General features: G+C 34.7%; 25 protein-coding genes. 1 reads left to right on the forward strand and 24 read right to left on the reverse strand.

Annotation, left to right across the window (positions count from 1 at the left end):
- The first annotated feature begins 100 nt into the window (after nt 1-100).
- Nucleotides 101-1,858, forward strand: coding sequence for a M3 family oligoendopeptidase (locus tag C1Y58_RS19435; protein ID WP_105618013.1), 1,758 nt, complete (start codon nt 101-103; stop codon nt 1,856-1,858).
- Between the two features lie 47 nt (nt 1,859-1,905).
- On the opposite strand, the gene C1Y58_RS19440 is transcribed toward C1Y58_RS19435, so the two are convergent.
- From C1Y58_RS19440 to C1Y58_RS19555, 24 genes are all read right to left on the reverse strand, one after another.
- Nucleotides 1,906-2,406 (reverse strand): GNAT family N-acetyltransferase, encoded by a 501-nt coding sequence (locus C1Y58_RS19440; RefSeq protein ID WP_105618014.1) that lies wholly within the window; start codon nt 2,404-2,406, stop codon nt 1,906-1,908.
- Between the two features lie 25 nt (nt 2,407-2,431).
- Nucleotides 2,432-2,998 carry an HD domain-containing protein gene (locus C1Y58_RS19445; RefSeq protein WP_105618015.1) on the reverse strand — a complete coding sequence of 189 codons (567 nt, stop codon included), beginning with the start codon at nt 2,996-2,998 and terminating at the stop codon, nt 2,432-2,434.
- Nucleotides 2,999-3,190: 192 nt separating this feature from the next.
- Nucleotides 3,191-4,033 (reverse strand): NUDIX domain-containing protein, encoded by an 843-nt coding sequence (locus C1Y58_RS19450; protein ID WP_105618016.1) that lies wholly within the window; start codon nt 4,031-4,033, stop codon nt 3,191-3,193.
- A 237-nt stretch (nt 4,034-4,270) separates the two neighbouring features.
- Entirely contained in the window at nt 4,271-8,599 is a 4,329-nt protein-coding gene (locus C1Y58_RS19455) for a PolC-type DNA polymerase III (RefSeq protein ID WP_105618017.1), read from the reverse strand.
- Between the two features lie 137 nt (nt 8,600-8,736).
- Nucleotides 8,737-9,795 carry a flavodoxin-dependent (E)-4-hydroxy-3-methylbut-2-enyl-diphosphate synthase gene (ispG, locus tag C1Y58_RS19460; protein WP_105618018.1) on the reverse strand — a complete coding sequence of 353 codons (1,059 nt, stop codon included), beginning with the start codon at nt 9,793-9,795 and terminating at the stop codon, nt 8,737-8,739.
- A 466-nt stretch (nt 9,796-10,261) separates the two neighbouring features.
- On the reverse strand, nt 10,262-11,305 hold the full coding sequence (gene rseP / locus C1Y58_RS19465; protein ID WP_105618019.1) for an RIP metalloprotease RseP: 1,044 nt from the start codon (nt 11,303-11,305) through the stop codon (nt 10,262-10,264).
- Complete coding sequence (locus tag C1Y58_RS19470; RefSeq protein ID WP_105618020.1) at nt 11,293-12,444, reverse strand: 1-deoxy-D-xylulose-5-phosphate reductoisomerase; 1,152 nt, start codon at nt 12,442-12,444, stop codon at nt 11,293-11,295. Before C1Y58_RS19470 ends, rseP begins: the two co-directional genes overlap by 13 nt.
- Before the next feature lie 77 nt (nt 12,445-12,521).
- Nucleotides 12,522-13,328 (reverse strand): phosphatidate cytidylyltransferase, encoded by an 807-nt coding sequence (locus C1Y58_RS19475; protein WP_105618021.1) that lies wholly within the window; start codon nt 13,326-13,328, stop codon nt 12,522-12,524.
- A 14-nt stretch (nt 13,329-13,342) separates the two neighbouring features.
- Nucleotides 13,343-14,074 (reverse strand): isoprenyl transferase, encoded by a 732-nt coding sequence (locus tag C1Y58_RS19480; protein WP_105618022.1) that lies wholly within the window; start codon nt 14,072-14,074, stop codon nt 13,343-13,345.
- Between the two features lie 86 nt (nt 14,075-14,160).
- Nucleotides 14,161-14,718 (reverse strand): ribosome recycling factor, encoded by a 558-nt coding sequence (frr, locus tag C1Y58_RS19485; protein ID WP_105618023.1) that lies wholly within the window; start codon nt 14,716-14,718, stop codon nt 14,161-14,163.
- Nucleotides 14,719-14,763: 45 nt separating this feature from the next.
- On the reverse strand, nt 14,764-15,462 hold the full coding sequence (pyrH, locus tag C1Y58_RS19490; RefSeq protein ID WP_105618024.1) for a UMP kinase: 699 nt from the start codon (nt 15,460-15,462) through the stop codon (nt 14,764-14,766).
- 118 nt (nt 15,463-15,580) lie between these two features.
- Complete coding sequence (gene tsf, locus C1Y58_RS19495) at nt 15,581-16,498, reverse strand: translation elongation factor Ts (protein ID WP_105618025.1); 918 nt, start codon at nt 16,496-16,498, stop codon at nt 15,581-15,583.
- 170 nt (nt 16,499-16,668) lie between these two features.
- Nucleotides 16,669-17,421: a 30S ribosomal protein S2 gene (gene rpsB / locus C1Y58_RS19500; RefSeq protein WP_105618026.1), complete on the reverse strand. Its 753-nt coding sequence runs from the start codon at nt 17,419-17,421 to the stop codon at nt 16,669-16,671.
- Nucleotides 17,422-17,704: 283 nt separating this feature from the next.
- Complete coding sequence (locus C1Y58_RS19505) at nt 17,705-18,184, reverse strand: DUF6115 domain-containing protein (RefSeq protein ID WP_105618027.1); 480 nt, start codon at nt 18,182-18,184, stop codon at nt 17,705-17,707.
- Nucleotides 18,185-18,194: 10 nt separating this feature from the next.
- Nucleotides 18,195-18,503, reverse strand: coding sequence for a hypothetical protein (locus C1Y58_RS19510; RefSeq protein WP_105618028.1), 309 nt, complete (start codon nt 18,501-18,503; stop codon nt 18,195-18,197).
- Nucleotides 18,504-18,514: 11 nt separating this feature from the next.
- Nucleotides 18,515-19,885 carry a DUF342 domain-containing protein gene (locus C1Y58_RS19515; protein ID WP_105618029.1) on the reverse strand — a complete coding sequence of 457 codons (1,371 nt, stop codon included), beginning with the start codon at nt 19,883-19,885 and terminating at the stop codon, nt 18,515-18,517.
- Between the two features lie 164 nt (nt 19,886-20,049).
- The gene (locus tag C1Y58_RS19520) at nt 20,050-20,799 is read right to left on the reverse strand and encodes a FliA/WhiG family RNA polymerase sigma factor (protein ID WP_105618030.1); all 750 of its coding nucleotides are present in this window, start codon (nt 20,797-20,799) and stop codon (nt 20,050-20,052) included.
- A 25-nt stretch (nt 20,800-20,824) separates the two neighbouring features.
- On the reverse strand, nt 20,825-21,100 hold the full coding sequence (locus C1Y58_RS19525; protein ID WP_105618031.1) for a hypothetical protein: 276 nt from the start codon (nt 21,098-21,100) through the stop codon (nt 20,825-20,827).
- An 11-nt stretch (nt 21,101-21,111) separates the two neighbouring features.
- Entirely contained in the window at nt 21,112-21,597 is a 486-nt protein-coding gene (locus C1Y58_RS19530) for a chemotaxis protein CheD (protein ID WP_105618032.1), read from the reverse strand.
- Nucleotide 21,598: 1 nt separating this feature from the next.
- Nucleotides 21,599-22,216 (reverse strand): chemotaxis protein CheC, encoded by a 618-nt coding sequence (locus tag C1Y58_RS19535; protein WP_105618033.1) that lies wholly within the window; start codon nt 22,214-22,216, stop codon nt 21,599-21,601.
- A 25-nt stretch (nt 22,217-22,241) separates the two neighbouring features.
- Entirely contained in the window at nt 22,242-22,667 is a 426-nt protein-coding gene (locus tag C1Y58_RS19540) for a chemotaxis protein CheW (RefSeq protein ID WP_242985441.1), read from the reverse strand.
- A gap of 14 nt (nt 22,668-22,681) precedes the next feature.
- Entirely contained in the window at nt 22,682-24,709 is a 2,028-nt protein-coding gene (locus C1Y58_RS19545) for a chemotaxis protein CheA (protein WP_105618035.1), read from the reverse strand.
- The gene (locus tag C1Y58_RS19550; protein ID WP_105618036.1) at nt 24,709-25,791 is read right to left on the reverse strand and encodes a protein-glutamate methylesterase/protein-glutamine glutaminase; all 1,083 of its coding nucleotides are present in this window, start codon (nt 25,789-25,791) and stop codon (nt 24,709-24,711) included. Before C1Y58_RS19550 ends, C1Y58_RS19545 begins: the two co-directional genes overlap by 1 nt.
- A gap of 11 nt (nt 25,792-25,802) precedes the next feature.
- Nucleotides 25,803-26,474: a flagellar brake protein gene (locus tag C1Y58_RS19555; RefSeq protein WP_170311639.1), complete on the reverse strand. Its 672-nt coding sequence runs from the start codon at nt 26,472-26,474 to the stop codon at nt 25,803-25,805.
- Between the last annotated feature and the right edge of the window lie 2 nt (nt 26,475-26,476).

Genomic DNA, 26,476 nt, shown 5'->3' on the forward strand with positions numbered 1-26,476 from the left:
GACGGTATTACCAGATAAAGTTATAATCATATTATTACTTTTGAGTATAAAAACAAGTCAACTTGCAAAATGATAAGTAAATTGAAAGGTGGGAATGATTATGAATCAACGTTGGAATCTAAAGGCGCTTTATCAAGGTTTTGATGATCCAAATTACACTGATGATTACAATACAATTAACCAACTTATTGAAAAATTGAATGGCACACTTGAAGGATTTGATCATAGTTCTGTAAATGATCAACTTATCGCCTACTTAAAGCAATATAGTAGCTTACAATCACTCATTGAAAAATATTCTGCTTATGCTCGATTAACACTTTCTGTTGAGTCCAGTAATCAAGTTGCCTTGAATGCTGTGGAGAGAATTGAAGCATTATTACCAAGCCTTTCAGGTATTGAGGTTAAGTTTCAAGAGGTTTTACTCAAAATTAAAGATATTCAAAATGTGTTATCCAATGACGAGCTTAATGAGTATTCTTTTTTTATCACTGAACTCCTACGTCTATCCCGATATACCTTAGATACACAGTCTGAGAAAATCATCAGTGAAATGATGAATACTGGGTCCAATGCTTGGTCTAAGCTTCAAAGTCAGCTAACTTCGACACTTTTAGTTAATATTGAAATAGATGGTGAAGAAAAGCAGCTTCCTTTGCCTATTGTCCGTAATATGGCATTTGATTCTGACCCAACTATTAGAAAAAAAGCCTATGATGCAGAATTAAAAAGTTATGATAAAGTTGCAAAATCATCAGCAGCATGCCTCAACGCGATAAAAGGTGAAGTTATTTCAAATTGCAAGATGAGAGGTTATACATCTCCTATAGAAATGACATTAATAAGTTCAAGAATGGATCAAAAAACTTTGGATGCTTTAATGAATGCTATCAAAGAAAGCTTACCAGTATTTCATAAATATTTTAGAAAAAAAGCTGAATTATTGGGTCATGATAATGGTTTACCTTTTTATGATCTCTTTGCTCCACTAGGATCTTCTGATTTATCCTTTTCCTATGATGAAGCTAAAAAATTTATAGTATCCAATTTTTCAGATTTCAGCGATAAGCTTGGAGCTTATGCTAGTAATGCTTTTGAGTCCGACTGGATTGACGCTGAACCAAGAGAAGGAAAAGTGGGTGGAGCTTTTTGTGCTAACCTACATTGCATTGGTGAAAGTCGTATTTTGGCAAATTTCGATGGCAGCTTATCTAATACCATTACCCTAGCTCATGAACTTGGTCATGGCTACCACGGTGCTTGTTTAAAGGAATCTGATATAATTAACAGTTCTTATCCTATGCCTTTGGCTGAAACAGCATCTATATTTTGCGAGACCATAGCAACAAATGCAGCTTTAAAATCAGCAGCTGGTGATGATAGATTACGTATTTTAGAAGACTACCTTCAAGGCGCTGCACAAGTTATTGTTGACATTTATAGTCGCTATCTATTTGAATCCGAATTATTTAAAAGACGTGAAAAAGGGTCATTATCTGTAGAAGAGTTATGTAGTATCATGAAGAAAGCACAGCTGCAGGCTTATGGCGATGGATTAGATCCAAACAGACTTCACCCTTATATGTGGCTAAACAAACCTCATTATTATTATGCGTCTCATAACTTCTATAACTTCCCATATGCATTTGGCTTACTCTTTGGTAAAGGTCTATATGCGATATTTGAAGAAAAAGGTGAAGCCTTCGTAAAAGCTTATGACCAATTGTTAACTGCAACTGGTAGGAATACGATTTATGATGTTGGTAAAATGATTAATATTGATCTTCATGATGAAGGCTTTTTTAGAAATGGATTAAAGATTATTGAAAAAGATATAGATTCCTTTATAGAATCTTAATGAGAAAAGGCACTGATCTATGTACAACAGTTAATCAGTGCCTTCACCTATAATTTTTTTTCGAATGCAATAAAAGGGTCTTTTCGATGAGAAAAATAAAGATTTCCTCTTTTGATATAGTCACGTGCTTCATAGAAATAGATTGCTTTTTTATTTTTTACATAAGTATCTAAACGTATAGAATCATAACCCAATTCCCTTGCTTTTTCTTCAGCAAATTGCATTAACTTATCACCAAGTCCTCGACCTTGATAATTAGGTGATATCGCTAACCGATGGACGATTAATTGTCTTCCCTCAGAATATTCCCACTGTATATCAAGATATTCTTTTTCCTGTTTGTCATTTAAAGTAATTATGCCTTGTATGTGATGATTATCCTTGAGAATGTAAAGGTCACCAGACTCTATATCATCATTTATTACATCCATATTAGGGTAATATTCATCCCACTGGTCATTTCCCCTTCTGTTCATCACCTCAACACATTGTTTGATAAGTGATAAAATGTAGGTTGAGTCTTCCATCTTTGCTTTAACTATATTCATATTTAAACCTTTCTACTAAGCATTATTAATGGATAGAAAAAAGTAAATTTTTAGTCTCTTGTACACTGTTCTGTGTCTGAATACCTAGCTCTTCAAGAACCTTTTCACAACGTGATACATATTCATCCTTAGTTTCAACACCGTGAAGATAACGATCCAAAGCATCTACATCTTTCATAAGTTCAATGTAATCTTCATCAGTATATATATCCTTATCGCTATGATGCTCCACAGCTTCTTTGATAGTGGCTATCTCAGATGTAGTTATTATACCTTCTTCTTCTGCCAACTGTTCATTATATGTTTCACACCACTTAATAATAAGTGAGCCACCCTTTTTTCCATGTTCTTTACGTACATTAAGTTCTATGACACCAATATCATGAAGGGCTGCAATGATTCCCGCTAACTCAGGATCTAGACCTCTTTTCATGGCTACAAGTTTGGACAGTTGACTGCAACTAAACATATGCATCATTTGCCACATAACCGGTAATACTTGATTATCATCATTCTTATTTTTTATTTTGTCAAATAAAATTGTTAAAACTGTATTTAAACGAGATACATCCATTTCTGGTACTCGCTTCATACGACCGCCTCCATCCACTTTATCATGATAAATCGTTAAAGTTCAACTTATACTATATTATACCATAGCCTTAGATGAATATCAACGCTCATAAAGCTCTTAATATTTATAAGTCAATTTGATACCATGTGTATGTTTCCAGCTGGCGTAATATCACTCTCATTTCACTTGACTCTATTCAATTACCCTTATTTATCTCAAATGGTGAACCCACAAATTCTGTGGATAAACAATCGGAGGTAAATTATTAAGCGGCGCCCAAAATAGCTCAAAGATATGATTATCAGCCTTGACTTCCCACCTTTCTTTACCTTTCCCTTGATATTGAAGATGGTAAAAATGGCGTTTTTCAAAAGGGGTCGTTTTATTTATAGGTACCCAGCCAGTGATATTATAGGATAGTCGTTTACTATTACCTTTCTCAAATTCTTTATAGGTGATTTGTGCAAAGTGATCTTGTACGTTAATCACTTCTACCATTAATCCTCGACGTAAAGATGCACAAGTGAGACTCTTATCATTTGATGCAGCAAAAACTTTGGTGTTATATAAAATTCGTCTAAAAGGATCTTTTAGTACCTTTTCTTCAAATCCGATATATTTCCGTAGATTTAAACTATGTAATCCGGTCTCCTCTGTTGCTTCTCTAAAAACGGCTTTATGATGATTTTCTCCACGCTCCACAGTTCCAGCAGGTATTTGAATACCTGCTTTTGGATGTCTGATAAGGAGTAATTCTCTTTCATCTCTTACGATAAAAGCGGTAACCTTCTCTAAAAAGTTTTTTTTCGAACCCTCTACTTCTTTTTGAGGTTCATAACCTGGTTGTTTATACAATCGATCTTTAAAGGGTCGTATTTCTTCTTCATAAACAAGTTCAGTCCAATTTCCAAGGCTCACTTCTTCAATGGCTATAGATATACTACTCTCATCAACATTTAGTGTGTCAACTAATACATCCGTAAAGCGCTGAGCAACTTCTTGTTTCATCTCTTCACTTCTTCCAGGCCACAGTTTTAAATTAATATGAGGCATGTAATCCCTCCAAACTACCATGTATTTAGGTTTGAAAAAACTTCTTTGAATTTTCAATTCTAATGCCCGTGTACAGAATCTCATTTGGTTAATTAAGTTAATTATACCATAACCCCTCCATAGTTCAACCTTTATCTCTTTTACCTCCTTTAATGCATCCTCAATAATCATAAATCATAGAATTTAGACAGTAGATGTACAAAAGCATATGCCTCTTTTGGAAACATATGCTTTATATTAAAACAAACTTAATTGGTTGGTTTCAGGAATACCTGTTAGAATATTATTTTCTTTCATAACTTCAATAACAGTTTTACTAACTTTTGTCCGTTGTCTGAATTCTTCTACCGAAAGAAACTCTCCATCCTTCCTAGCTTCCATAACATTAAAGGCAGCAGTATTACCAAGTCCTTGAATGGCATTTAAAGGTGGTAAAATTCCTTCATCAGTAACCTGAAATTTAACTGCATCAGAAGTATATAAGTCAATAGGAATAAAGTTAATATCACGACATAACATCTCTAATACGATCTCTAGAATAGTCAGTACACCCTTTTCTTTCGTTGACATGCTATTCCCTTTATCCTCAATTTCTTTGATGGTGGTTTGAACTCTTCCTTTACCACTACACATCAATTCATAGTCAAAGTCATCAGCTCTAACGGTGAAGAATGTTGCGTAAAAGCACTCTGGATGATGTACCTTGAAGTAGGCAATTCTATATGCCATCATCACATAGGCGGCTGCATGGGCCTTTGGGAACATGTATTTAATCTTCTTACAAGAGTCAATATACCAATTTGGTACACCACTCTCCTTCATCTCAGCTTCATCTTCAGGAGTTAATCCCTTACCTTTTCTTACTTTTTCCATGATCTTAAAGGAATTAATTTTCTCTACCCCAGCATAAATTAAATAAACCATAATGTCATCCCTAGTAGAAATACATTCTGATAAAGTAGCCGTCCCTGCACGTACTAACTCTTGAGCATTGTTGAGCCATACATCCGTTCCATGAGAAAGTCCTGATATACGGATAAGTTCTGAAAAGGTATGTGGTTGTGTATCCACAAGCATCTGTCTAACAAACTTAGTACCAAACTCAGGTAATCCATAAGAACCTACTTGACTGCCTATTTCTTCAGGTTCAACATCTAAAGCTTTTGTGGATGTAAAAAGTGACATTACTTTTTTATCATCTAAAGGGATATCCTGAGGGTCAATACCTGTTAAGTCCTGTAGCATACGGATGACAGTAGGATCGTCATGCCCCAATATATCTAGCTTCAATAAACGTCCTGATATAGAATGATAATCAAAGTGAGTCGTAGTTATATGGGATTTAACATCATTTGCAGGTCTCTGGACAGGACAAAACTCTTCAATACTATGTCCTTGTGGTACTACCATCTGACCTCCTGGATGCTGTCCAGATGTACGTTTAACACCGGTACATCCTTGAAGTAGTCGATTGATTTCAGCATTACTCACTATAATATTCCGTTCATCTAAATACTTCTTAACAAATCCATAAGCTGTCTTTTCAGCAACAGTTCCAATTGTACCAGCTTTAAATACCTGCTTCTTGCCGAAAAGTTCTTCTGTGTAAGCATGAGCTCTTGGCTGATAATCCCCAGAGAAGTTCAAGTCGATATCCGGCTCTTTGTCACCATCGAATCCAAGGAAGGTTTCAAACGGTATATCATGTCCATCTTTGATGAGTATAGTTCCACATTCAGGGCATTCTTTATCAGGCATATCATAACCAGATCCCCCACCAAAACTCTTTACAACTTCACTATCAAAATCACTGTATTGACACTTACCACAGTAATAATGTGGCGCTAAAGGATTAACTTCTGTTATGCCAGCCATAGTGGCTACAAAAGAAGATCCAACTGATCCACGGGAACCAACGAGGTAACCATCCGCCATGGATTTCCACACTAATTTTTGTGCAATGATATATAGTACAGCAAATCCATTCTTAATAATTGAACCAAGCTCTCTATCCAACCTCTCCTTTACAGGTTTTGGTAAAGGATCACCATACATAGATATAGCCTTGTCCATGGTAATCTTAGTTAATTCCTCATCAGAACCTTCTATATGTGGTGGAAACGTCTCATCCGGTATTGGTTTAATGGTTTCGATCATATCGGCAATTCGATTTGTATTATGAATAACTACTTCTTTCGCTTTTTCTTTACCAAGATAAGCAAATTCTTCAAGCATCTCTTCAGTAGTTCTGAAGTAAAGTGGTGGCTGATCATCAGCGTCTGAGAACTTTTTAGCAGCCATAAGTATTCTTCTAAAGACTTCATCCTGAGGCTCCATAAAGTGGACATCGCATGTTGCCACAACAGGTTTATTGTATTTCTCACCTAAAGCAACAATTTTACGATTGTTTTCACGTAAATCTTCCTCTGACTGAACAAGCCCTTTTTTAATCATAAAATTATTATTTCCAGTAGGTTGTATCTCCAAATAATCATAAAATCGACATAGTTCCTGTATTCTTTCAGGTGGGTCATTATTGAGTACAGCATTATAAAGTTCTCCGGCTTCACAGGCTGTTCCAATGATTAACCCTTCTCTTTTTTTCATAAATAGACTCTTTGGGATACGTGGTGTTCTATAAAAATATTCAATATGAGCCATAGATGTCAACTCATATAGGTTCTTTAGCCCAGTATAATTTTGAACCAAAATAACTGCATGATTGGCTCTTAGTTTCTTTTTATCTACTTTATCGGCAGCATAGAAGTTAATGTCTTCCAGTAAATGTATATCTACCTCTCTTAAGAGGTCAATGCACTTGACAAATATCTCTGCTGTTGCAACTGCGTCATCTACGGCTCTGTGATGATTTTCCAAGCTTACACCTAAATGTTTGGCAATATTGTTCAAGCGATGTCTTGATAACTGTGGAAATAAAGCTCTAGCTAATTCCAATGTATCCAAAACAGTATGATTGATTGTAACATCCATTTTCCCAGCCTTATTTTTTATAAAGCCTACATCAAATGATGCATTATGTGCAACCAAAATTGCATCACCAACAAAGTCCAAAAACTCCTTAAGTGCATCGTTAATCAGTGGTGCTCCACTTACATCCTCATCTCTGATTCCCGTTAATTCAGTAATCTTAGTAGGTATGTCTCGTTGAGGATCAACGAAGGTAGAGTATTCTCCAGTAATTTCACCACCTTCAACCTTAACTGCACCTATTTCAATGATACTATCATCATTTTTATTAAAACCTGTGGTTTCTATATCAAATACGACAAAACAATCATCTAAGGATTCACCTTTACCATTCTCAACAACTTTCTTAAGATCATCTACAAGATAAGCCTCAACACCGTATAAAACTTTAATGCCATGTTTTTTAGCAGCATTAGCTGCTTCAGGGAAGCCTTGGCATACACCATGATCAGTTATTGCAATTGCTTTATGACCCCATTCTGCTGCTTTAGCAACCAATTTAGAAGCTGATACAGTAGCATCCATTTCGCTCATTTGAGTATGGGCATGTAATTCAACCCTTTTCTCTTTACTGTTATCCATCCTATAATTAAACTTAATATTAGATTTTTCAATGTTCCTTGTCATGACTACTATTTCTTGTGAAAACTTATCGTATTGGACATTTCCTTTCACTTTCAAAGTAGCACCCTTTTTTACAGCTGAACCTACCCGTTCTTCAAAATCCTTTTTCTTAACGAAGGATTTAACTGTTATAGAATTGGTGTAGTCTGTTATATCAAAGGAAACAATAAATCTGTCACCTTTTATTTCACGACTTTCGGCAGCCAAAATATCCCCTACAATGATAACATCACCAGATTCTTCATCAATATCATTAATAGGCACAGTAGACCCTTGAATACCTTTACCAAGAATAATATAGTCTGGCTGGTCAGAGTCCTTCTTATCTTTCTGATTACCTTGTTGATCTTGCTGATTATTAGCTTCTACTTGAAACTTAGTAACAGTTTCATTGACTAATTGATTTTCGTAGGCCTCTCGCTGTTCATGGTATTCGACTTTTTGTTCTTCAGAAAGTTTTTGCTCAATAAATTCTACTTTTAATGAATGCCCTAATTCTTCCACGATCTTTTTCTCAATAATTTTATGTAGGTTCTTTCCTAATAGGAAAGGCTTATTTTGATTTGGAACAGTTATAATTAACGTTTTATCTAAAACTTCCCACTCACTTTCTAAAAATATCCCAGAACAAATCGGACTTTCTTGCCTAACCCTATACAGAATATTATCCCAATATAAATGCATCAAGCGTTTGAGACTATGATCCATGTTATAACTTACTTTCAAGTCAACATCATAATCTATTAAGACATTGGATTTAATTTTCTCTTCTAATAGGTCAACTATCTGATCATACAATATTTCTCCTGAAGAGATAAAGATTTGAACAACCTTCATCTCTTTTTGGAGGACAATGCGTTCTACTGTTACTTGTTCTATTATCCCTTTTACGGATTCATCTAAATATATATTATTAAAGACTTCAATAAAGCCTTTTCCACTTGTTTCACTCATCTAGAATCCCCCTGATTCCCGCAATAAAAATAGCAATTTTATGGAGCATAGATACCTATTATATCACAATCTGCATGCCATTTCATCATGAATACAGTTGGTAATAGGTTGTAAATAGTTGAATAGGGAATGTATTGCTATAATGTTTCAATAATGGTCATTAATTCATCTAATAACTGGTTCTCAGGAACTTTCTTAATGATTTCTCCTTTTTTAAAGATTAAACCAACATCTTTACCAGCCGCTATTCCAATATCCGCTTCTCGAGCTTCTCCTGGTCCATTTACAACACAGCCCATGATAGCTACTTTTATATTTTTATTAATACGAACTAAACGTTCCTCAACTTCATTGGCTAGTTCAATAAGATCAATTTCTGTACGACCGCAGGTTGGACATGAAATTAACTCTACACCAAATGTACGAAGTCCCATAGCTTGGAGTAACTGCTTAGCACACCTAACTTCTTCTACAGGATCACCTGTTAAAGAAACTCGTAAGGTATCACCGAACCCTTGTGCTAAGAGGATTCCAATACCTGCTGATGACTTAATGGTACCGGAATATAATGTTCCCGCTTCTGTTATGCCAATATGCAATGGATAATCTACTTTTGAAGCAAGCATATTATAGCTCTCAACACAGCGCATTATATTAGAAGCTTTTAAAGATATCACAATATCTTCAAAATCATACCTCTCAAGTATACGAACATGCTTCATTGCACTTTCAACTAACCCCTTAGTTGTAACACCACCATAAAGGTCAATGAATTCTTGCTCTAGAGATCCTGAATTAACACCTATTCGAATAGGAACACTATGCCTTTTAGCAGATTCCACTACGGCTTTTATACGTTCCTCTGAACCAATATTACCAGGATTTAGGCGTAATTTATCAATACCATTTTCTAACGCTGATAAAGCTAATCTATAATTAAAGTGAATATCTGCAACAAGAGGAATGTGTATTTGTTTTTTAATTTCTTCTATGGCATCAGCAGCACCCTGATCGTTAACTGTTACACGTATAATTTCGCATCCCGCTTCTTCCAACTGAAGTATTTGATTCACGGTAGCTGCTACATCACTTGTCTTTGTATTGGTCATAGATTGTATGAGAATTGGGTTATCTCCACCAATTTTCACATTTCCGATAGTGATCTCTCGAGTTTTATGTCTTTTATATTGAAACATTTCTTTCACCTCTATTATCAATTCATTATCAGTAATCCCAAAATCATGAAACCTTTTGTCCACTTTTTATATTATAGCATTTATTGGTACATTATAGGTAATAAAAATAACAAGAAAAGTGACTAACTTCATATTTCAAGTATGTGCAGGAATGTTGGATTCCTTGCTTGATCATTTCGAGTAGCGAAATATATCAATAGTAATGAGGTCCGGTGCCTCATTGTTTTTAGGCAAAATACGAACTTTCCTACACTAAAAAATGCCATAAATAGCATGTTACGGCGTCAGGTTTCGGTCAAAGAATGCTCTTGTACATTAGCACACCCCGCTACTTTGCCTCATCTTCCTTGTGGCATACTACTTCTGACAATTTTTCATTATACTTTATGTTTAATATTTCATGTTCGATTCCTATAAAATAATAAAACACAGGTAAGGGAATACCCTCGACCTGTGTCCATCTTGTTTATTTCGTTAACCATATCCGAACGATATCATTATAAGCAACAACGACCATTAAGAGCATCAATAATGCAAATCCAACTAGATTGACAGTATTTTGTATTGTAGCATTCATTGGTTTTCTACGAATAGCTTCAATACTTAAGAATACTAAATGACTACCATCTAGTGCAGGTATTGGTAATAAATTCAGCACACCAAGATTGGCACTTAATAATACCGTAATCTGAGCAAGGTTAGCTAATGCAGCTAATATGCTTTGTTGGAGCCCTTGTTCATATGAATCACCTATAATATTGATGATTCCAATTGGTCCTGCCACTTGATCAGCTGATACTTGGCCTGAAACAAGCTGAAATAGACCAACTATTGTAACCTTTATATAGAAGATCATCTTCCAGAAACCTTGGGAAACAGCTCCAAAGAAATTACCTTCTTCAACTTTTGGTGCTATTCCTATACGATAGGTCTTTAAGTCCTCATCGTAAAAAGGAGTGATTCGCATCTCTATCTCTTCTCCATCACGTTGCAAGACAAGATCAAATGCTTCTCCGTTAGATTGTTGAAGATAGAAAGTTAAATCTTCAAAGATATGAACTTTATCTCCATCAATTTCTTTTATGACGTCTCCTGGTAGTAATCCCGCTTCTTGAGCCGGTTTTCCATCTTCTATAGTATCTACTGTGTTACTAATGTACCCACTGCTAATTGCAAAGATGAACAGAATACTGAATGCTAGTAAAAAATTCATAAATGGTCCAGCTGCTATAACAGCCATTCTAGCACCTACAGATTTTTGGCTGAAAGAACGTTCATCATGTGACTCTTCTTCTTCACCAAGCATTTTGCAAAATCCTCCCAAAGGTAATACGCGTAATGAATATTCTGTTTCACCTTTCTTAAAACTGAGGATTTTAGGTCCCATACCGATTGCAAATTCTTCTACAAAGATACCATTTTTCTTTGCAACAATAAAGTGACCAAATTCATGAACTAAAACTAATATTCCAAATACGATAAGAGCTACAATTATATTTATTCTGACCACCTTCCTTTCACAAAATTTCTAGTCCAATTCTCAACCTCTAATATATCATCTAATGTTGGCTCTAATATGTTTCTATGTGCATCCATTGATTGAAGAATAATTTCTGGTATATCAAGAAAACTGCATTGGTTATTTAGAAATAAATTAACAGCCTCTTCATTAGCTGCATTTAATACAGTAGGTTGAGTTCCTTTTCGAGCTAGAGCATCAAAGGCCAATTGAAGACATTGAAATGTTCCTTGATCAGGTTTCTCAAATGTCAAATCCTTTAACCCAGTAAAATCCAACCTTTGAAAATTGTTTTTAATACGTTTTGGATAGGTCAAAGCGTATTGTATCGGAACCCGCATATCCGGCTGACCCAATTGGGCCATGTAAGAACCATCCTGATACAATACCATGGAATGAATGATACTTTGTGGATGCACCACTACTTCTAAATCCTTTATATCCAAATCAAATAGCCACTTAGCTTCAATTACCTCTAACCCTTTGTTCATTAAAGTTGCAGAATCAATAGTAATCTTTTTGCCCATGCTCCAGTTAGGATGATTCAATGCATCACTTAGTGTTACATTTCTAAGCTCATTTATAGTCTTGCCCCTAAAGGGTCCACCAGATGCAGTAAGTATAATTTTTTCTACCTCTTTTGCATTATTACCTTGAAGACATTGGAAAATTGCAGAATGCTCACTATCCACTGGGTAAATCATTACACCATGTTGCTTAGCAAGTGGCATGATTAATTCGCCAGCAGTTACAAGTGTTTCTTTATTAGCTAAAGCTATATGTTTACCTGCTTCAATAGCTGCAACTGTTGGTCTTAAGCCTACCATCCCCACAATTGAAGTAAGTACAATATCAACTTCATCAAGAGTTGCTACTTCTATTAGCCCTTCAATCCCAGAAACAACTTTTGTCTCGACTAAATTGGTTCTTAATCTCCTTCGTAATTCAAGAGCTTTTTCATGGTCAGTAACCGCAACAACTAAAGGCTGTAATTCATAAATTTGTTGCTCTAAGAGTTCTATATTTGAATGAGCAGTCAGCCCAAGTACTTCCATTTTCAAGTTTTTTAGCACATCGATTGCTTGGGTACCAATGGACCCTGTTGAACCTAAGATGCTAATTTTCTTCATTCTATCACCTCAAATGCTTATATATCTTTGGTGTAATTGTAGCACTTCATAAGTTTACTTCTTAATTAATATATGCACTATACCACTATGGTTATGATGATATATACAAGAGGTGCTGTAAATAGTATGCTATCAAATCTGTCTAAAATGCCACCGTGCCCTGGTAGCAGTTTTCCAAAATCCTTAACATTAAAGTGCCTCTTTATAGCTGAAGCAGACAAATCACCAATAACACCAAATACTGATCCAAAAAGTCCAATAAGAACTGCCATAACTGGTAGCTGTGGGATTTGTACGCCAAAACCTCTTTGAATAATTAATCCGTAAACCAAACAAACGACTATACTACCAAATATGCCACCGATCAGACCTTCAACAGTTTTTTTGGGGCTTAGCTTTGGTGCCATTTTCTTCGTTCCAAATAAACGTCCCGCAAAATATGCAAAAGTATCACTGCTCCAAGCACTTAAAAAAATAAACCACACCAAGTAAAGTCCATTATCTCCGGTTCGAATAACATAAATTAATGACAATAAGACAGGCACGTAAATCAGTCCAAAATAAGTTGTACCTATATCTAATATACTATATTTTGGGTATGTGAATACTAGTGTTCCAAACAAAGTCACTATAAAGCAAAAGGATAAAACAAAAAAAAGTTGATTGTTAGGACCATACTCCACTAAGAAAAAGTAAAAAATAACAGTCGCCAACAACCCTAATGACTTAATTGGCTTAATTGGACCTTTAATAGCATTGTAAAACTCAAATAGACCAATTAAACTAATAGCACACAGTAATAAAACTAACATAGGACCACCTATGTAAATAAACGCAATAAATATAGGCGCTGCTATAATAGCTGTTAAAATACGAGTTTTCATAAAGCTTAGCCTCCTTAAATTGCACCAAAACGGCGATCACGAGTTTGATAATAATAAATCGCTTTATAAAGTTCTTCAGCATCAAAATCTGGCCATTTTGTTTCTGTGAAATAGAATTCAGCATAAGCTAATTGCCACAGTAAATAATTACTTAGACGCTGCTCTCCACTTGTTCGAATCAGTAAGTCAGGGTCTGGGAAATCCTTTGTATCCAGATGTTTATCCATAACATGCTCGTCTATTTCATCAACCATGAGAGAACCTTCTTTAATGTCTTGGCTAACTTTTTTTACAGCACGAACAATTTCGTCACGACTACCATAATTAATGGCTATGACAAGATTAAAAGTTCTATGATGCTGTGTTGCCTTGACTACATTTGCTATCTTCTTCTTTAAGTCATCATCCAGTCGTGATATATCGCCAATTACACTGATTTTAATATCACTATCCATTGCATCCTTACGATATTTATCTAATCCTTGTCTAAGAAGATTCATTAGATAAGATACTTCTTTTTCTGGTCTACTCCAGTTTTCAGTTGAAAATGCATAAACAGTCATATACTTTATACCACAACGAATTGCTGCATCTGTTACCTTCTTAAGCGTTTTGGATCCTTCTTTATGACCTTCCATCCGAAGTTTATTTCTTTCCCTAGCCCAGCGGCCATTACCATCCATGATGACAGCAATATGTTTTGGGATACTATTTTTATCTAGTTCATTATACCAATTTTTAGACATATCTAACCTCCAAAAACAAAGTATTGAAAAACTTTCCTATTCCAAAAAATCCCCCTCTGGTTAGAGGGGAAATTCTTACTTCATTACTAAACGGATAAAATATCTTTGCTCTTGTTATCGATATGCATGTCAATGTCTTTAACAAATTTATCAGTTAAGTCTTGAACTTCTTTTTCGTAATCAGCTAAATCGTCTTCAGTTATTTCATTATTCTTTTTCATTTTTTTGAAATGATCTATAGCATCACGACGAATATTTCTAATAGCTACTTTAGAGTTTTCGCCTTTTTTCTTGATGTCTTTAACAAGGTCTTTTCTACGTTCTTCTGTTAATTCAGGGAAAACAAGTCGAATAATTTTACCATCACTATTTGGTGTGATACCAACATCTGATGCTAAAATAGCCTTTTCAATTTCTTTAATGATACTTGCATCCCAAGGTTGAATCTGTAATAAACGAGCTTCAGGAACTGTTATATTTCCTACTTGCTGTAATGGAGTTGGTGAACCGTAATAATCAACTGTAATTTTGTCTAAGACATGTGGGTTTGCACGACCAGCTCTAATGGAGTTATAGTCGTTTTCAAGAGCATGAATCGTCTTTATCATTTTTTCTTCGTATTTCTTTAGTGCTTGATCAGGCATTTAACCATCTCCTCCTATTGAATAAGTGTATAAATAATAGTTTTACTACGTTCGAACTATAGTACCGATTTTCTTACCTTCTATTGCGTTGACGATACTATCTTCTTCATTGAGTCCGAAAATGAGTACAGGCATATTATTATCAGAGCATAAACTTGCTGCAGTTATGTCGATAACGCGCAAACCATTCTTTACAATATCACTGCACTGAATTTCGTCATATTTCTTAGCCTCAGGATTAACACTTGGATCGCTGTCATATACACCGTCGATATTTTTTGCAAACAATAAGATGTCACAATCAGTTTCAATACCACGCAAGGCTGCACCAGTGTCAGTCGAAAAATAAGGATGCCCTGTCCCACCAGCAAAGAAAACAACTGTACCATTTTTAAGATGTGATACTGCACTATCTTTAGAAAAGGTTTCTGTCATGGTTCCCACTGGAAAAGGAGTTTGAACTACTGTTTTAATTCCTACCCCACGAAAAACTTCAGATGCATAGATAGCATTCATAATAGTGGCCATCATACCAATCTGGTCTGCTTTTGTGCGGTCCATTCTTTCAGAACTACGCCCTCTCCAGAAGTTACCGCCACCGATAACTATTGAAACTTGTGTACCTTTATTCAGAATACGTTTGACTTGATCAGCAACGATTAATACGTTACCTTCATCAAAACCAAATCCTTTTTCTCCAGCTAAAGCTTCTCCGCTTAATTTAAGTAATACTCTACTGTACATGAGCGAACTCCCTTCAATAATAATGTATCACAGTTAAGTCTATTTGTCGAGTATTTTTAGACACCCATAGAAAGGGGAAGACCAATGATCTTCCCCCAGTAAAATACATTCACGTTTATTATTGTCCGATTTGTCTAGCAACTTCTTCAGCAAAGTTCTCTTCTTTTTTCTCAATACCTTCGCCAGTTTCAAAGCGAACAAAGTTCTTAAGTGTTACTTCAACACCAGCTTCTTTAGCAGTATTAGCAATATATTTTGCAACAGTTAAATCACCATCTTTAACATACGCTTGATCTAAGAGACATACTTCCTTAAGCTGTTTATTTAAACGACCAACAACCATTTTTTCAACGATTGCTTCAGGCTTACCTTCATTTAATGCTTGTTGCTTTAAGATTTCAGTTTCTTTTTCAATATACTCTTTAGAAACTTGTTCTCTTGATAAATATTTAGGATTAATAGCTGCAACTTGCATAGCAACGTTTTTACCCATTTCAAAAATAGCTGCATTAGGCTCAGAGCATTCTAACTCAACTAAAACACCAATTCTACCGCCACCATGAATATAATCAACAACCACTGTATTATTATCAATTTTTTCAAAACGACGAATAGATAAATTCTCACCAATCTTAGCTACTTTTTCTACTAAAACGTCTTTAACAGTCTTGCTTGCTTCAGCTGACCAAGCTTCAGATAAGAACTCATCAATATTAGCAGCTTTAGTATTAAGCGCTTGCTCAGCTACTTCTTTAACATATACTTGGAAATCTTCATTCTTAGCAACGAAATCCGTCTCTGAATTAACTTCTACTATAGCACCAACTTTGTGATCATCTGAAACAACAGTCTTAACTAAACCTTCAGCAGCAACTCTTCCTGCTTTTTTAGCAGCAGCGGCTAACCCTTTTTCTCTTAGAAATTCAACAGCTTTTTCAATGTCACCATTTGTTTCATTTAAAGCTTTTTTACAATCCATCATACCTGCGCCAGTTTTTTCACGTAACTCTTTAACCATGCTTGCAGTAATTGCCATATTCGTTACCTCCATTTATCTTCGTATCATTTACGTTTATCCTACACTCAGCTCTAACCATCTTTTACCTCTATAGGAAGATTTGAGTATTTAGTATGTGTAGACAAAAAGCTTCAACCGAATACAAAGTTGGCTGAATCGGCTGAAGCTTAATAACTTTTAAAGTTAAATTATGCGTTAACTTCTTCAGCTGCTGGAGCTTCTTCTGTAGCAACTGCTTCTTCTTCTATATGCTCTTGGCTTCCTTGATTTGCTTCTACAACAGCGTTAGCCATTGTTGCAACAATTAACTTAACAGCACGAATCGCATCATCATTACCAGGGATAACATGATCAACTTCTTCTGGGTCACAGTTAGTATCTACAATTGATACAATTGGAATACCTAAAATGTGAGCTTCTTGAATAGCAATTCTTTCTTTTCTTGGGTCAACGATGAAAATTAAATCAGGAAGACCATTCATGTCTTTAATACCACCAAGGTTTCTTTCAAGTTTGTCCATTTCATGTCTTAACTTGATAACTTCTTTTTTAGGTAAAACTTCGAATGTGCCATCTTCAGCCCATTGCTCTAATTCTTTTAATCTTCTAATTCTACCTTGGATTGTTTTGAAGTTAGTTAACATACCACCTAACCATCTTTGGTTAACAAAGTACATTCCACATCTTTGAGCCTCAGATTTAATTGCATCTTGAGCTTGTTTCTTAGTACCTACGAAAAGCACTTTGCCGCCTTCTTCAACAGTTTTTCGTACTACATCATATGCTTCGTCGATTTTTCTGCTTGTTTTTTGTAAATCGATGATATAGATACCATTTCTCTCTGTGAAGATGTATGGAGCCATTTTAGGGTTCCATCTTCTAGTTTGATGTCCAAAATGTACACCAGCTTCAAGTAATTGTTTCATTGAAATAACGCTCATAATATACCTCCGTAAATTGGTTTTTTCCTCCGCATTCTTCCACTAGAACAAAAGTAACTCCGCTACGTTTGCGCAGCAACTTGTTTCGGCAGGAAAGTTTCATTGACGTGAACGAAGACGCTTTTACTTCATTCACTTAATTCTGAGAGCTTTCCTAGAGAATTAGAAAACCCGATGGGCACCTTTCTAAAAATCCGAATGCGTGTGTTTTCTCAAACGCTATATAGTATAACACATGTTATGTGGTAAATCAACTAGTTCAAAGAATTTTTTACCTTTACTCTTAATGTTCTTTAAAAAAGAGTGAAATCAATAATTGAACTTCGCCCTTTCCTATATTGAGAGTTTTAGCAATTGTCTCGATATTCATACCTTTTTCATACATATCTTTTACACGTTCTCGTGTTGATAACTCTTCATCAAGAGTAGAAGGATCACTAATGACTTTTTGATTTTTCATAGGCTCCTTCAAAGGTATTTCTTGCAATTCTTTTAGTTTTCTTTCTTTTTCATCTATAATATCATATATTAGCATTAGTTCTTTCTGCTTTTTATTAAGCTCACTCATCATGTATTCATGAAGTTCATTAAGGTCTTTAATGGCTTGATTTGCTTCATCTAAACTTGGTTGCAATGCCTCATACTTCTTATCATTGTCATCATTTTTATACTGTTTAGGATGATCTTTTTGCATTAAAGATATAATGATGAGTACGATACCTATAATGAGTAATAAAATAATAAGAAAACTGATCTGTTCCATCCATTACACCTCATACTTTGACATCAAAATGACCTAAACTATAGCCACTATCCTTTTTCTTACTTTGTTCCTTTTTGTTCTTTTGCTGTTTACCTTGTTTTTGTTCCCTATTTCGCTTCTCTTGTTCTTTATTAAACTTAACTCCATTACTTTCATCTTGGGCTATGACTTTTTGTTGATTCTTCTCATTTTGCTTATTTTGAGCCATAGAGAGATTAAACTGTTCTTGATTAAACTTATGAGACTCTTGATGACTTTGTTTACTGATTTGGCTTGATTTCGGTATCATTACTTGCATATCTAAAGGTCGAATTGGCATAGAACCCCTCCTTAAAATGCGGCAACTCTTACTTCTCCGCCTTCCAGAACTAAAGTACATCTGTCAAGTTGATTACGTATAACTAATGATTGAGAACCTATAGTAGCTACAGTTCCAGGATAAATTGATGTTGCAGCTCTTATTTTACCTTCTCGCACATTTTCAATAAGAGGCAATAGCTGCATAACAATATTTTCAGCAGCCTTTGATTCTTTGATCAACTTTTCTAATGTTTTATGACTTTTTTCTAATACTTGAATGCGATCAGGTTTTATTATTCCCTTTTGACGTCTGTCTTCTAATACTTTTATAATTTGCTTTAACTTTTTAATTTCATCTTCAAGTTGACTTTTTTTCTCCTTGAACTCATGGTATTTTTCCATGATATCTGGGTCAACACCCACCTCTATAAAGGTTTTAGTTCCCATGGAAGTTCCAATTACTTTTGTAGAAATTTCCCGGTTTGCCTGTACCTTTCCTCCAGATATCAGTCCCTTGCCATTTACAATAATAACATCATTACAACTAACTTCACTATGTAAAATGGAGTTGGTGTTAATAGCAGCATTAGCTTTAACGAAAGCATTGGATATATACTTAACCACCAAACTTCCGTTACATATGACTCTTGCTTTGTCCATTCCCTGTACACCACCACGAATGACAATATTTCCACCCGCTAGTAATGTAGCACCTTCAACGAGTCCCAGTACCTCTATATTCTTCTTTGCTTTAACTGAGAAGCCACTCAATACATTACCTGTTACCATTATACTACCATTATAATTAACATCACCTGTAGCATGATCAACATTACCATTGATGGTTAATACCTCATTGACCACCACTTTATCATAGATGAGGTCTACATGACCTTCTACATCCGATACCAGAGTTTTTCCACCATCACTTGTTGAAATATTAGGACCATGTTTCGGAAGGATTGCCTTTTTCACTGGCGGTGGCTGTATTGCTTCACCATATATATCAGTACCTTCTTCACCTTCTTGTTCAGGTTGTATCCTAACAATCACATCTCCTTGTTTAACATTATTAATGAGGTTTAGATTATGAAAATCTACTGAACCATCATCAAGGAGTGATGGTTTGATCAATTTATTTGTATTAAATTCATAAATTATTTTACCATCGATACCGTTTTTGGCGACTTCACCATGAGCAATCTCATATGCCTGATTTAAGATAATCTCTTGCTTTAATTGCTCAATAACTTGAAGATCTATACCAAATACAATCCCACTTTCACATATAACTTCCTCAATGTGTTCAAATGTTATTTCTTCTTCATCAACTGGAGGAAGTACAATTAATGTTGCGAGTAAATTATCTTGTGAAATACTTAATTGTATGCTATCCTTCATTTACATCCCCTCCAAATTTTATCTTAGACATACGAAAATAAATAACTTGCATATCTGTTTAATGCTTCTTAAACTGTTATGTTACTGTATATTAACTCCATTCAGTTCAATAGGCTATTACTGAATTTTCCTAGTACATCAACGTTTCTATATATAATGTCATATTAATTGCGAATAAAAGCTAATTTACCACGTAATCGAGATAAAGCCTTTGAGTGTAACTGAGAAATACGGGATTCTGATACGCCAAGTATAAGACTAATTTCTTTTAAAGTCAATTCTTCATAATAATAGAGTGTAATAACAATTTGCTCTTTTTCAGGTAAAAGATCAATCATATCACCAAGTATATGAATCGTTTCATTTTTTTCCATGACTTTTTCTGGTTGATATTCTGAATTATCTTTTAAATTAAAGTGATTACCATTATGCTGCTCAACATAATCCTCTAAGGATACAAGATTGGATATATTGGTATCGGAAACTAATTTATTGAATTCTTTCATATTCATATTGAGTTGGGCTGCAACTTCTACATCTGTGGCTGGTCGGCCAAGTTCTATTTCAAGAGATGTATATGCTTTTTCTAGATCTTTTTGCTTCTGTCTCAAGGATCGGGGTACCCAATCAATCTTTCTTATATTGTCTAAAATAGCACCTCTTATACGAAGTGAAGCATATGTCTCAAATTTAACACCCTTGTTTAAATCATACTTATCCAATGCGTCAATAAGTCCAAAATAACCGTATCCAAGTAAGTCATCATATTCAACATTGTTACCAAGATAAATATTAAGTCGGCCAGCTACATACTTAACTAATGATACGTATTCCTCTATAAGCTTTTCTTTACTATCGCTACTATGAGTTTTTTTATACTCAATCCATATTTTCTCAATATTTTTATCTGGCATAGCTGCCCCCAATACTAGAAGTTATTTATTCTTCACCTTCTAAATTTTGTGGTGTAGTTTCTAACTCTTCTGTTTCATCGATCATTGCTTCATCTAAATCATCAACCACTTCTTGATCATTTACATTCTTCATTATATTGAACAACATCTTTCGTACAAATAAACCTATAAAATAAAAGCTTAATATAGCCAACACAATCTTAGTAAAGAAAGTTATGACATCATCTTTAACGGCAATACTTACAATTCCAATAAGTATACCAGCAACTAATGCTAATATATGATGAATATATCTTATCATTATATATCTCCTTAAATGGTCTTTATCCCCTTACCGATACTTTTAACAATGAGATCTCCATTTTCTGTATTAAGCTCTATGGTCCGCCCATAGTTTTCCCCTGTATCTTCTGCGACAATAGTTATCCCTAACTCAGCTAAGTTTGCTTTTGCTGCTTGAGCATTTCTGTATCCTATTTTCATTAAATCACTGCTTGTGTCGAATTTGAACATTTGGGCACCACCTGCTAGTTTAGCCCTGATTCTGTTCTTATTTGCTCCAAGTCTAATCATGTCATCAAGTAGTTTTTTGGATCCAGTGTCAACAAATTTGGCGATATTTTGGTTATTATTGATGAGTTTACTATCCGGCAACATAGCATGTGCTAACCCGCCTATTTTAGTAATAGGGTCATACAGTACTATTCCAACACAAGAACCCAGTCCAAGTGTTGTCAAACGGTCTGGGTATTTACATGTTTTTAAGTCTGCCATTCCTACTTTAATTACAGTACTCACGTTATATGACCCCTAAAGAACCTAACACAATATTAATGGAGTCTATGTCAGGCACAAAGAGAAAATAACCTTGTACTTTATCAACTTCATCACCAAAATCTGTTTGTATTAATAATACTGTATCACCAATTTTACCAAATTCTATCGCTGGAACACTTAGTATGGCTGCTGCCATGTCCATAGCCAAATAAGGAACTGATGCAATCATTTTCTTATTTGTAAGCTGCGCTAAAGAGTTTAAATAAGCCCCCGCAATAATGTTCCCTATCTCCTGTAATGCAGAAATCTGCATTTCACTAAGTTTATCATCTGTTGATTCCATTCCCATTAGCAGATTAACAAGTCGTGTAGCATCTGCTATGTCTAATACAAACATCATGATGCCATTAACATCACCAGTGACATTTAATAAGACGGCAGCAACTTGCCTCTCTTCACCACCTAAGACATTAGCTACATCTTTAAAGTCTAAAATATTGACTTTAGGAGTGGCCATGTCTACTTTTTGATTAATCAAACTGGATAAAGCCGTTACAGCATTACCTGCACCAATATTACCCAATTCCTTTAGAACATCAATCTGCATATTATTTAAGTCGTCATAAGTATATTGCTCCATCGAAATCTCCCCGCATTTTTAGATTTTAATTATTGTCCACTAAACCACTAACATTTAAAATGACAACAATATCACCGTCTACTTTTCCAAGGGCTTTTATGTACTCTGAATTGATTTTACTTGAGAATTCATGAACATTTTCCATATCAGAAGTGTCTAAATCCATAACCTCTTTAACTTCATCAACAATTAAACCCATAACATTTTTCTTCGTCTTCACTATGATAATACGTGTATCATTGGTATAGTCATCTACACCCATATTAAGCTTATCACGAAGACTCATCACAGGTATAATATCGCCTCTTAAGTTGATTACCCCCTTAATAAAGGTAGGCGCTTGAGGTACACGAGTTATCCGTGATAATCGCTCAATAACTTGTACTTGCTGTATATCTACACCATATATTTCTTGGTCTAATCTTACTATGACATATTGTTTTTGTTCCATAAAACTCCCTCCAACTATACAAGTGAATTAATATCAAGAATTAATGCAACCTCACCATCACCTAAAATTGTTGCCCCAGCGATTAATTTAATGTTGCTTAGGTATTTACCAAGAGACTTAATAACAATCTCTTGCTGACCAATTAAGTCATCCACAACAAAGCCTGCAAGTTTTTCACCCTTTTTAACAATAACAACTGTAATTGCATCTTGATCTTCTTGATCCTTCTTCACATGTAAGATTTCATCTAATCGAATAATTGGTATAACCTTGTTTCTTAAAATAATAACTTCATTATTTTGGACCATTTTAATGTCCTTAGAATCAATTTTTTCTATTGTTTGGATAGTATTTAATGGAACTGCATATTTCTCTAATCCAATGTTCACCATTAAAGCTTGAATAATCGCTAAAGTTAATGGTAAACGAATCGTGAAGGTACTTCCTTTACCTGGTTCTGTATCAACTTCAATGCTTCCTCCTAAAGCTTGGATTTTAGTCTTAACCACATCTAAACCAACGCCTCTACCAGAAACATCTGTAACTTCCTTCGCTGTACTGAAACTAGGCATGAATAAGAAGTCCATAATTTGTTCTTTCTTAAGATTTTCTACTTCAGTCGAACTGATAAGCCCATTATTGATAGCTTTCTCTTTAATCTTATCTAAATTAATGCCTTTACCATCATCTTTTACTTCAATAAGCACGTTATTACCATCTTGGAAAGCTCGAAGTTTCATATGACCTTCTTTGTTTTTACCTTTGGCTACCCTTTCCCCAGGGGTCTCTAGACCATGATCGGCTGCATTTCTTAAAAGATGTAATAGCGGATCTCCTATTTCATCAATAACAGTTCGGTCAAGCTCTGTTTCTTTACCAGACATCTCAAGCTTAATTTCTTTGTTGAGTTTTTTGGATAGGTCTCGAACCATTCTCGGGAAACGGTTGAAGACTTGCTCAACTGGTACCATTCGAACTTTCATTACTGCATCATGAAGATTAGTAGTAATTCTTTCAAGATATTCTACAGATTCATTAAAACTACTGTTTTGCTTTAATCCATCTATGTTCTCGAGAGAGTTCTTAATGATAATAAGCTCGCTGGCTAAATTCATTAAGATGTCCAAGCGTTCGATATCAACACGAACAGTTTTTGCTGTTTTAGGCTTCTCTTTCTTTTCTTTTACAGTTTTCTCTTCTTTTGTAGCTTGTTTATCAACTACCTTCTCAACAACTTCTTCTTTAATCTCCGCTTCATCAATTAAAACTTTTTCTATTTCAGATAGATTTTCTACGACACTGAGTACTTTCTCTTTAGATTCTTTAGTTAATACAAAGAGGGAAATATCTAAATCGAACTTTTCATCTTCAATATCCTGAACTTCAGGTATTGTCTTAACAATCTCGCCGATCTCTTCTAATGCCTTAAAAAGAACAAATGCTCTTGCAGACTTTAAAACACACTTTGGTGATATATACACAGTTAACCCAAAGAAATTGAAGTTTTGAGATTTAGCTTGTACAACAGTTCCCCTTACATAATTATCAAAATTAACTTGGGTAAACTTCTTTTCATACTCATTTTCTTCATCTTCCAATGTTTGTACTTCTTCCACTACTGGCTCAGCAACCACCTCTACAGCTGCAGCAGCCTCATATGTACCTTCAAGTATTTCATTAAGTATACGTATAAGATCATTATGCTCTTCAGCACCTTCAGAACCTGTTGAAGCAATCTCCTCATTATACCCTTCTAAAGCATCAAGGGACTTAAATAAAACATCAATTAATACCGTTGTAACTTTAAAACTACCATTTCTTATTTCTGATAAGACATTCTCCATATCATGAGTTAATTTTTGCATTTTTGTAAAACCCATGGTTCCCGCCATACCTTTGATGGTATGTGCAATTCTAAAGATTTCATTAATTAAGTTTTCATCTTCTGGATTGTTTTCAAGTTCAAGAATACTCTCATTGAGATTCTGTAAATGCTCTTTAGCTTCCTCAATAAAAATATCTAAATATTGTTCCATATCCATTATATCACCCCAATTTTATCATTAAGTATATGGCTAATATTCTTTAAATCAGTTACTTCATTAGCAAGGCCAAGATCTATAGCAGCCTTTGGCATCCCAAAAACTACACAGGAATCTTTATCTTGCGCTATAACATAACTCTTTAACTTTGTTGTTAATTCCTTTAGACCTAAACTGCCATCGGCTCCCATTCCAGTCATAATAACATCAATAGTATGATGCTTAAATTCATTGGCAACAGAAGTCATCATAACATCACATGAAGGTTTATGACCTCTTACTTTTTCAGAGTCGTCTAGCAATATCTTATACTTATAAGTACTCATACGTTTAATGACCATATGCTTATCCCCAGGTGCGATATAAGCAACACCTTTTTTCAGTATCTCACCATCTTCTGCTTCTTTCACATGTATTTCACTCATAGTATCTAATCGTGAAGCTAATGAGGCTGTGAAACCTTTTGGCATATGTTGTACAATAAGTATTGGTGCATTAAATCCTTTATTAATATGACTAATAACTGTTTGTAAGGCTTTCGGTCCACCTGTTGAAGTCCCAATTGTGACTAATTGATCAATGTGATCACTAAAAACACTCATATCAAGGTTTTTATCTTGCTTAACTTGTATAGGTTTAGCTTGTATTTTAAATTGTGATTTTGCAATCTTCCATGAAGGAATATTAGCAGCTGTCACAACCTTAGATATCAAATCATTTTTAATTTCCTCTGAATTAATACTAAATATATTTTCTGGTTTTGTAATAAAGTCAACTGCTCCTAAACTTAAGGCTTCTAAGGTTTCTTTTGCTCCCTCAGTAGTTATTGAACTGATCATAATTGCAGGGATTTTATCAGTCTTGTATAATTCCTTCAACATTTCAATCCCATTCATTTTGGGCATTTCCACATCAACTGTAATAACATCAGGTTTATTATTCTTAATCACTTCAATAGCTTCAAGCCCATTAGAAGCTTTACCGATGACATCACATCTTCCGTCTGACATGATGAGATCGGAGAGAATCTTTCTCATAAATGCTGAGTCGTCAACAACAACTACTTTTATCTTTTCTGTCATGTTATCTCTCCTTATTTGCCCTTCTGTTTAACTTGTTGTTCGAAAACATACCGAATGATTTGCTCACGATGTCTAGGTGAAATATTAATAATTTTTACTCGATTCACATATCGTTTACTGGCATCATACAAGGATTCAGAATCAATAACTGTCCCCTCTACAAACACTTCTACTAACTCATCTCTTATTTCTAATTCCATTTGTAACTTAATTGTTGTACCTTTTTCATATTGATTCTTTGTTAAGAATTTAAAGCCACCACCACTTATATTTACAATAACCGCCTCTTCAGGTAAGTCATTGATGAGTTCTTTTTTAGGTCCCTCAATAATATAGTCTGTGATTTTTATGGGTACTAGGCAATCTATCCTGAAATAATTCCTTCGCTGAATCTTTCGCATATCATCAACATCTATTTTAATATGAAGTAAAAATAAGTTCCCTTCCCTGCTTCTTTTAACAATTTCAGGGTTTGTTCGATAAATGGCTTGATCTGTATATATGTCAAAGGTATATCCCTTCCCTACAGAAAGTGGTAGAACACGACCAAGCTTTATTGGGGCTGATATTAAAATTTCCTCACCCTTAATTTCTTCTACTTGACTAAGATAATAAGTTTCACCCTTTTTATGAACAGGGTATATTTTAACTTTATCACCGGGTTGAAAAATATTTTCTAGCATGA

Origin of the sequence: Vallitalea okinawensis (genome assembly GCF_002964605.1) — a bacterium.
Lineage (GTDB): Bacteria > Bacillota > Clostridia > Lachnospirales > PQDH01 > Vallitalea_A > Vallitalea_A okinawensis.